Annotated in this window: 8 protein-coding genes; all 8 read left to right on the top strand. The window is 64.4% G+C overall.

All coding sequences use genetic code 11. The features are described 5' to 3' along the window. Window positions 1–169: 169 nt before the first annotated feature. The 8 genes from KH208_RS09990 (at window position 170) to KH208_RS09955 (ending at window position 8,735) form a co-directional block, all read left to right on the top strand. Window positions 170–1,216, top strand: coding sequence for an amidohydrolase family protein (locus tag KH208_RS09990; protein WP_291435933.1), 1,047 nt, complete (start codon window positions 170–172; stop codon window positions 1,214–1,216). Between the two features lie 62 nt (window positions 1,217–1,278). Further along, on the top strand, window positions 1,279–2,181 hold the full coding sequence (locus tag KH208_RS09985) for a shikimate dehydrogenase (RefSeq protein WP_291435931.1): 903 nt from the start codon (window positions 1,279–1,281) through the stop codon (window positions 2,179–2,181). Between the two features lie 27 nt (window positions 2,182–2,208). Beyond that, entirely contained in the window at window positions 2,209–2,667 is a 459-nt protein-coding gene (gene aroQ, locus KH208_RS09980; RefSeq protein WP_291435929.1) for a type II 3-dehydroquinate dehydratase, read from the top strand. A gap of 126 nt (window positions 2,668–2,793) precedes the next feature. After that, window positions 2,794–3,378 carry a 4Fe-4S dicluster domain-containing protein gene (locus KH208_RS09975; RefSeq protein ID WP_008683217.1) on the top strand — a complete coding sequence of 195 codons (585 nt, stop codon included), beginning with the start codon at window positions 2,794–2,796 and terminating at the stop codon, window positions 3,376–3,378. Then, on the top strand, window positions 3,375–4,271 hold the full coding sequence (locus KH208_RS09970; protein WP_291435925.1) for a CoB--CoM heterodisulfide reductase iron-sulfur subunit B family protein: 897 nt from the start codon (window positions 3,375–3,377) through the stop codon (window positions 4,269–4,271). The genes KH208_RS09975 and KH208_RS09970 overlap by 4 nt, the downstream gene beginning before the upstream one ends. Further along, window positions 4,268–6,229 carry a CoB--CoM heterodisulfide reductase iron-sulfur subunit A family protein gene (locus tag KH208_RS09965; RefSeq protein WP_291435924.1) on the top strand — a complete coding sequence of 654 codons (1,962 nt, stop codon included), beginning with the start codon at window positions 4,268–4,270 and terminating at the stop codon, window positions 6,227–6,229. The genes KH208_RS09970 and KH208_RS09965 overlap by 4 nt, the downstream gene beginning before the upstream one ends. Continuing rightward, window positions 6,217–7,665, top strand: coding sequence for a hydrogenase iron-sulfur subunit (locus KH208_RS09960; RefSeq protein ID WP_291435921.1), 1,449 nt, complete (start codon window positions 6,217–6,219; stop codon window positions 7,663–7,665). Before KH208_RS09965 ends, KH208_RS09960 begins: the two co-directional genes overlap by 13 nt. Then, the gene (locus KH208_RS09955; RefSeq protein ID WP_291435919.1) at window positions 7,662–8,735 is read left to right on the top strand and encodes a 4Fe-4S dicluster domain-containing protein; all 1,074 of its coding nucleotides are present in this window, start codon (window positions 7,662–7,664) and stop codon (window positions 8,733–8,735) included. Before KH208_RS09960 ends, KH208_RS09955 begins: the two co-directional genes overlap by 4 nt. The last annotated feature ends 372 nt before the right edge of the window (window positions 8,736–9,107 follow it).

Raw genomic sequence — 9,107 nt, 5'->3', positions numbered from 1 at the left:
CGCCAGATGACGCAGCCAGCGCATAAAAGGCTGGTTTTGACGGATTATCACGGCAAATAAGAGGTCTACAAAGGCTGGAATTAGATGCGTCTGCCCTGCCCCTCCTCAGGCGTGTCCTTGCCCGTAAACGCGCGATGAGCTATCCTGGCAAGGAACCCAGGGGGCGGATATGCGCAGACGCGACTTCTTAAAGGCGGCCTTCACGGCGGCGGCCCTGACAGCCTCTTCTCCTTCCGCCCTGCTGGCGGCGGCGCGGAAAACGCCGCAGGTCGACGGGACGGTTCCCGCGGCCGGTTCCGACAGTGAATTTGTGGATTCCCATCTGCATTACCTGGATTTTCTCCAGGGCACGGACGGCCTGGAAGCCCTGACCAAAGCCATGGACAAGGTCTGCGTGGGCCGCGCCGTGCTGTTCGGCATGCCCATGATCAAGCAGTGGGATCCCTCAGCGCCGCAAAAGCCCAAATACTACATGTCCAACGACTCCCGCTGCTATTACTACAGCGGTACGGACTTCCTGCTGCTCAAGCATCTCGGCGAAGCGCCGGAACACGTGCGCCGGCGCTTTCTGCCTTTTGTGTGCGGCGTCAATGCCAACGACATGAATGCCGCGCCTCTGCTGCGCCGCCTGCTGGAGGAATTTCCCGGCCGGATCGCGGGCATCGGCGAAATCATGTGCCGCCACGACGACCTCACGGCCCTGACCTACGGCGAGCCACCGCGCGCCGACAATCCGGCCATGCTGCCGGTCTATGATCTGGCCGCCGAAATGCGCATGCCGGTGCTTATCCACCACAACATCGCCCCGTCCTACGCCCGGGAGCCCCTCTACCTTCAGGAAATGGAAAACGCCCTGCGCCACAACCGCAAGGCCAGGATCATCTGGGCTCATGTGGGCGTCTCGCGCCGGGTGGAGGTGCTCAATCTGCCGGAAATCGCCGACAACGCATTGCAGCGGCACAAGAATCTTTATTTCGACATTTCCTGGCTGGTGTTTGAAAATTACATCGCCAGGGATGACGCCTCGCTGGACGTCTGGGCCGCGCTGCTCAGCCGCCACCCGGACAGATTCATGATCGGCACGGACGTGGTGGGCCACTGGGAGACGTATCCCCGCAACATCACCAAGTACCGCCCTCTGCTGGCCCGGCTCAGCCCGGAAACCGCCGCCGGAGTGTCGCGGGGCAACATTCTGCGCCTGGTGCGCACCTACTGACAGCCCATGCCGGACGCCGCCCGGCCGAATTTTTTGCGGCGGCATGTTTTCAGGAGCAACGTATGGCCCAGAGTTCCCCGACGCCTTTTCTGCCCACGGATCTCTACGGCGTGATCGGCTGGCCCCTGGCCCAGAGCCTTTCACCACTGCTGCACAACAGTGGTTTCCAGGCGCTGGGCATTCCGGCTGTCTATCTGCGCTGGGAAGTGCCGCCGGAACGCCTGGCCGCTTTTGTGGACAGCGTGCGCCTGCTGGGCATCCGGGGCTGCTCGGTGACCATTCCGCACAAAATGGCCCTGCTGCCCCTGCTGGACAGGATCAGCGAGCAGGCGGAACTGGCCGGGGCGGCCAACACCATCTATTGGGACGGCGAAGCCCTCTGCGGTGAAAATACCGACGTGAGCGGCTTTCTGGCCCCGCTGGCGGGCGTGCCCCTGGAAACCGTGGACGCGCTCCTGCTGGGCGCGGGCGGCGCGGCCCACGCCGTGGCCGCCGGGCTGCGTCTGCGCCGTTGCCGCACGGTCTTTGCGGCAACGCCTTCCAACCGCAGCCACCTGCCCCTGGCCGAGCGCTTCGGCTTTACGCCCGTGCCCTGGGAGCAGCGCCACGATGTGCCCGCCGGCCTGATCATCAACGCCACGCCCTTGGGCATGCGCGGCAAATATGAGGAAGAAAGCCCCTATGATTTCGGCCTGGCCGCGCCCGGCCATGTCGCATCCGCGATAGACGGAGCGGGCGGGAATCCCTACGGTGACGGCAGCACGGTGGGCCTGGCCTACGATATCGTTTACAACCCGCTGGAAACCCGCTTTCTGCGCGAGGCGCGGCAGGCCGGGCGGCGTTGCGTCACGGGCCTGGAAATGTTCTTCGGCCAGGGCGACGCCCAGTTCCGGCTCTGGACCGGCAGGCCCCTGCCCGCCGCGTCCCGGCAGGCTCTGGAAGCCGCCCTGTACGGCGCGCACTGAGATATATTTCAATAACGGAAGCACCCCATGAAGATTCTGGTTCTGCACGGCGTCAACCTGAACATGTTCGGCAAACGCGACCCGGCCCATTACGGCACGGCCACCCTGGCGGACATCGACGCCGCCCTGGCGGAGTTGGCCAAGGAACTGGGCGTGGAGCTGGAAACCTTCCAGACCAACCACGAAGGGGAAATGGTGGAACGCATCCACCGCGTCCCTGACGAGGGCACCCGGGCCGTGCTCATCAACGCCGGCGCCTGGACCCATTACAGTTACGCCATTGCGGACGCGCTCGCCATTCTCGGCGTGCCCGTGGTGGAAGTGCATATGTCCAATGTGCATGCGCGCGAAGCTTTCCGCCACGAGTCCGTCCTCTCGGCGGTCAGCGCGGGCAGCATCGCCGGTTTCGGCGTGCAGAGCTATCTTCTGGGCCTGCGCGCGGCCTGGAATCTGGCTCAAAATACGCGTGATACCAGGAGGTTGTGAAAGAAAAGATTTTATATTTGACTTTTCCCGGCCAGCACCTAGATTTTTACTATATTCTCCTGTAGATACCAAAAAAAATTCGGCTTTCATCCGCCCTGTCCTTCAGCCTCTAACCAGAGAGTTGTCATGAACGACGCCATCAACCTGAGCCGGATGCGCGACGCCGCCTTTACGGCGGAAGTGGAGGCGCAAAGCGGCCAAAACGTTTCTACCTGCTACCAGTGCGGCAACTGCACCGCCGGCTGCCCGGCAGGTTTTGTCTACGACCGGCAGGTCAATCAGATCATGCGCGGCGTGCAGCTCGGCCTGAAAGATGAGGTGCTCAATTCGCGCTCTATCTGGTTGTGCCTGTCCTGTTCCACCTGTTCCCTGCGCTGCCCCAACAATATCGACGTGGCGGCGGTCATGGAGACCCTGCGGCACATGGCCCGCAAAGAGGGCCGGGTGGCCGTGCCCAAGGTGGAAAAATTCTGGTTCTCCTTTCTCGACACCGTGCGCGCCTTCGGCCGCACTTACGAGATCGGCACCATGGCGCTGTACATGATGCGCTCCATGCGCCTGTTCACCGACCTGGATCTCGCGCCCGAGGCGCTGAAGAAGAAAAAGCTGGGCTTCAAGCCCCACGCCATCCCCGGCGGCGGGGCCGACGCCGTGGCCCGGATCATGCAGCGCTATAAGGAGCGCGCCAAACGCGAGGGGGTGCGGCCATGAAGTTTTCCTACTATCCCGGCTGTTCGGCCAAAGGCTCCTCGGCGGATTATGAAAAATCCACCCAGGCCGTATGCGCGGCTCTGGGCATGTATCTCGAGGAACTGCCCGGCTGGAACTGCTGTGGTTCCACCCCGGCCCACGCCGTGGACACCGAGCTTTCCGCGGCCCTCTGCGTCCGCAATCTGGACATCGCGGCCCGCGAGCAGGCCGAAACCGTGCTGACGCCCTGCCCCAGCTGCCTGTCCAATCTGCGCCACGCGGCCAAGCGCATGGAAAATCCCGAGTTCCGCGCGCGCGTGGACGAGCTGCTGGACAGCCCGGCGGCGGCGCAGTTTCCTCCGGTCACCTCGGTAATGCAGGGCATTGCCCAGGTTTACGACGCCGATGCCATTGCCGCCATGGTGAAAAAGAGCCTCAAGGGCGTCAAGCTGGCCGCCTATTACGGCTGCCTGATGAGCCGCCCGCCGGAAATCATGGACTTCGGGGACCCGGAAAATCCCACCCTTATGGAAAGCCTGCTTTCCGCCTGCGGCGCGGAAATGGTGGATTTTCCGCTCAAGACCGTCTGTTGCGGCGCGTCCTTCGGCATTCCCGAACGGGCCATGACCGCGCGCAATTCGGGCCGCATTCTGGAGCTGGCCACGCGAATGGGCGTGGACGCCGTTGTGGTGGCCTGTCCGCTCTGCCAGATGAACCTGGATCTGCGCCAGAAACAGGCCGCCAAGGAGGCCGACGCCTTCTTCCGCATGCCCGTGCTCTACTTCACCCAGATGATGGGCCTGGCCTTCGGCATCGCCCCCGAGCACCTCGGCCTTGAAAAACTCCGCGTCAGCGCCGACGATCTGCTGCGCAAAATTGACAGCGCGCAGGCCGGCGAAGGAGACAGATCATGAGAATAGGCGTCTTTATCTGCCATTGCGGCAGCAATATCGGCGGCACTGTGGACTGCGCCAAAGTGGCTGAAATCGCCCGCGGTTTTCCGGACGTGGTCTATGCCGACGACCCCATGTACACCTGCGCCGAGCCGGGCCAGGCCGCCATTGAGGCCGCCATCCACGAGCACAAGCTGGACGGCGTGGTGGTGGCCTCCTGTACGCCGCGCATGCACGAGCCCACCTTCCGCCGCACCGTGGAACGGGCCGGGCTCAACCGCTACATGTTCGAAATGGCCAACATCCGCGAGCACGTCTCCTGGATCGGCAAGGACAAGGAAGCCAACACCAACAAGGCCGCCGAACTGGTGCTCCTGGCCGTGGAAAAGTTGCGCAACGACAAGCCCCTGCAGGCCAAATCCTTCGACGTGACCAAAAAGGTGCTGGTCATCGGCGGCGGCGTGGCGGGCATCCAGGCCGCCCTGGACTGCGCCGACGGCGGCGTGCCGGTGATCCTGGTGGAGCGCGAAGCCACCATCGGCGGCAAGATGGCCAAGCTGGACAAGACCTTCCCCACCGTGGACTGCTCGGCCTGCATTCTGGGCCCCAAGATGGTGGACGTGGCCCAGCACCCCAACATCACCCTCTACGCCTACTCGGAAGTGGAGGACATCTCGGGCTATGTGGGCAACTTCACAGTGAAGATCCGCAAGAAGGCCGCCTACGTGGACTGGAGCAAATGCACGGGTTGCGGGGCCTGCACCGAAAAATGCCCCAGCAAGAAGACGCCCGACGCCTTCAATGAGTTTACCGGCCCCACCACGGCCATCACCATCGCCTTCCCGCAGGCCATTCCCAAAAAGGCGGTCATCAACGCCGCGCACTGCCGCCAGTTCGTCAAGGGCAAGTGCGGCGTCTGCGCCAAGATCTGCCCCACCGGGGCCATCCAGTACGACATGCAGGACGAGATCGTCACCGAGGAAGTGGGCTCCATCGTGGCGGCCACGGGTTACGATCTCATGGACTGGACCGTGTACGAGGAATACGGCGGCGGCAGATATCCCGACGTGATCACCTCGCTGCAGTACGAACGCCTCTTGTCCGCCTCCGGCCCCACGGGCGGCCACATCCTGCGCCCCTCGGACGGCCGCGAGCCGCAGAAGGTGGTCTTCATCCAATGCGTGGGCTCGCGTGACAAATCCATCGGGCGGCCCTACTGCTCGGGCTTCTGCTGCATGTACACGGCCAAGCAGGCCGTGCTGACCAAGGACCACATCCCTGATTCCCAGTCCTACGTCTTTTACATGGACATCCGCGCGCCGGGCAAGATGTACGACGAATTCACCCGCCGGGCCATGGAGGAATACGGCACGGAGTACATCCGGGGCCGCGTTTCGAGCATCTACCCCGACGGCAACGGCCAGTACGTGGTCATGGGCGTGGACACCCTGCTGGGCGAGCCCGTGGAGATCAAGGCCGACCTGGTGGTCCTGGCCGTGGGCATCGAAGCCAGCAAGGGCTCGCCCCAACTGGCCGAAAAGCTGCGCATCTCCTACGACCACTACGGCTTCTTCATGGAAAGCCATGTAAAGCTCAAGCCTGTGGAAACCAATACCGCCGGCGTGTTCCTGGCGGGCGTCTGCCAGGGGGCCAAGGACATTCCGGCCTCCGTGGCCCAGGGCTCGGCGGCGGCGGCCAAAGTGCTGGCGCTCTTCGCCCGCGACAAGCTGGAGAGCGACCCGCAGATCGCCCAGGTGGACATCCGCCGTTGTGTGGACTGCGGCAAGTGCATCCGCTGCTGCCCCTTCGGGGCCATCAAGGAAGTGGAGATCCGCGGCGAGCAGAAAGCCCAGGTCATTGAGACCGTCTGCCAGGGCTGCGGCCTGTGCACGGCCACCTGCCCGCAGGGCGCCATCCAGCTCTCCCACGCCACCGACAACCAGATTCTTGCGGAGGTGAACGCGCTATGCCAGTGCTGAACGGCAAAGAACTGCGGATTGTGGGTTTTCTCTGCAACTGGTGCTCCTACGGCGGCGCCGACACGGCGGGCGTGGCCCGAGCCGGGCAGCCCACGGACCTCAGAATCATCCGCGTGCCCTGTTCGGGCCGCATCGACCCGCTCTTCATCGTCAAGGCCCTGCTCAACGGCGCGGACGGCGTGCTGGTTTCCGGCTGCCACCCGCGTGACTGCCACTACGCCGCGGGCAACTTCTACGCCCGCCGCCGTCTGGAAGTGCTCAAACAGTTTCTGCCCGTGCTGGGCATTGACGAGCGGCGCTTCGAGTACACCTGGGTTTCGGCCTCCGAAGGCCAGCGCTGGCAACAGGTGGTCACGGTCTTTACCGACCGCATCCACAAGCTGGGCCCCGCGCCCCGCCTGGAGGACGCCGAGCCCCTGCTGAAGATCGCGGACATGGCCCTGACCTCGTTGCGTCCCCTGGGCACCGGCCAAAACGCCGCCCTGGATCAGCTCAAGGAAGCCATCAAGGCCAAGTTGCCGGAACTGGACTGCGTCATCGGCTGGCAGCAGGGCTATGACGGCGCGCACACCGTGCCCCTGTTCATGAAGACCCCGGAAGACGTGGACAAACTGGTCTGGGGGCCTTTCAACGTCAATAACCCGGCCGTCTACCTGCCCTCCTTCAAGGGCAAGAAGGTGGGCATCGTGGTCAAGGGCTGCGATTCGCGCTCGGTGGTGGAACTGTTGCAGGAAAACCTGATCAAGCGCGAGGACGTGACCATTTTCGCCCTGCCCTGCGAAGGGACGCTGGATATGGCCCGCGTCAACCAAGAGCTGGGCCGCTACACCAAGATCGACAAGGTGGCCTATGACGAGGCCGGGGTGACCATCACGGCCGACGGCAAGGAACACCGTTTCTGCATGACCGACTTCGCCCAGGGCAAATGCTACGGCTGCACCACGCCCATGGCCGTGCTGGCCGACACGAGCGCGGGCGAGCCGGTCAAGGTGGAGCCCGGCGCGTACACTCCGCCGGAACTGGCCCTGCTGGATTCCATGAGCCTTGAGGAGCGCATGGCCTTCTGGCGCGGCCAGATGGAGCGCTGCCTGCGCTGCTACGCCTGCCGCAACGCCTGTCCCATGTGCGTGTGCCGCGATTTCTGCGTTTCCGACAGCCGCGACCCGCACTGGATGAGCCAGGAGGACAGCACGCGCGAAAAACTCTTCTTCCAGACCATCCACGCCCTGCACCTGGCCGGGCGCTGCACGGGCTGCGGCGAGTGCCAGCGGGCCTGCCCGGTGGGCATCCCGATCCTGGCCCTGCGCCAGCAGATCGCCCGCGCCGTCAGCCGGCTCTTCGACGACTACAAGGCCGGCCTTGACCCCGCCGCCGTGCCGCCGTTGCTGGGCTATGAACTGGAAGAAAAGAACATTCATGAGAGGGACTGGAAATGAGCACTACCCGCTTTGTCACATCCGACGGCCTGCCCGGCCTTCTGGCCTTCCTCTCGCAAAACGGCCGCCGCGTGCTGGTGCCGGTGGAAAAACCGGCCAACAAGCGCTCCGTGGTCTACGAGCCCTGGAGCCGGGGCATGCCCTTCACTCTGGAAAAGGCCACCGTGCCGCCCAAGGCGGCGGTACTGCCCCAGTGTGAAACCCTGGTGAGCTATAAAAAAAGCAAGGACCCGGAAAATCCCGAACGCGTGACCATGAGCCTGGACGACAGCATTGAGGCCCAGCCCACGGTGGTCTTCGCCTGCCGCCCCTGCGACGCGCGCGGTTTTTCCGTGCTGGACCGGCCCTACCTGCAAGGTCCTTTCGCCGATCCCTATTACAAGGCTCGGCGCGAGGCGCTCACGGTGGTCACCATCACCTGCGCCTCCGGCTGCAACACCTGTTTCTGCCACTGGGTGGGCGGCGGTCCTTCCTCCCCCGAGGGATCGGATGTGCTGATGACCGAGATTGAAGGCGGCTACGTGCTTCAGGCCGTGACGCCCAAGGGCGAGGAACTGCTGGCCGCCTCGGATCTGCCCGACGGCGCGGAACAGTTCCCCTTGGCCGAGGCCGCGCGCAAAGCCGCCTGGGCCACCCTGGAACCCGCGCCCAACATCAAGGGCGCGCCGGAAAAACTGGCGGCCCTGTTCGCCGATACGGAGTTCTGGCAGAGCCAGACCGACCGCTGCCTGTCCTGTGGGGCCTGCACCTACTTCTGCCCCACCTGCTATTGCTTCAGCATCACGGACGAAGGCGAAGGCCTGAGCGAAAAGGGCGGACGCCGCCTGCGCAGCTGGGACAACTGCATGTCCTCGCTGTTCACCCGCGAGGCCAGCGGCCACAACCCGCGCATGCTCAAAGCCTTCCGCATGCGCAACCGCGTGTCGCACAAGTTCTCCACCTATCCTGAAAACTGGGGGGCATTCTCCTGCAACGGCTGCGGCCGCTGCATCAGCAACTGCCCTGTTTGCCTGGATATCCGCGCCATAGTGCTCGCCGCGCTCAACGCAGACCAGGCTACCGCCGAGTAGAGGAGCTGACGCATGGCTACCAAGAAAACTTCCGGCAAAGCCAAAACCGCATCCAAGACGGCCGCCAAGGCCGCTCCCAAAACCGCGCCCAAGGAAGCTCCCAAGGCCGCCGCGCCCAAAAAGGAAGCGGCCCCGAAGCCCCGGCCCGCCGAAGTCCCCGCGTCCGCCCAGCCGGTTTCTCCGGCCGTGCGCCCGGAGACGGACCTTGTGGCGCATGAGGAGCACGTCCCTGTGGTCAGAGAAGAAGGCGAACTGGCCGTCAAGGAAAGCGCCGTTCCGGCCGTGGAAGAGTCCGCCGGAACCTCGGTTCCCGAAGCCGCCCCCGCGCCCGGGGCTGAGTCCAAAGCCAAGGCGGCCCCTAAAGCTCCCGCG

The organism is Desulfovibrio sp. (assembly GCF_018379785.1).
GTDB lineage: Bacteria > Desulfobacterota > Desulfovibrionia > Desulfovibrionales > Desulfovibrionaceae > Desulfovibrio.
Note: the sequence above shows the minus strand (reverse complement) of the source record. Positions and strands in the feature narration are given on the sequence as shown.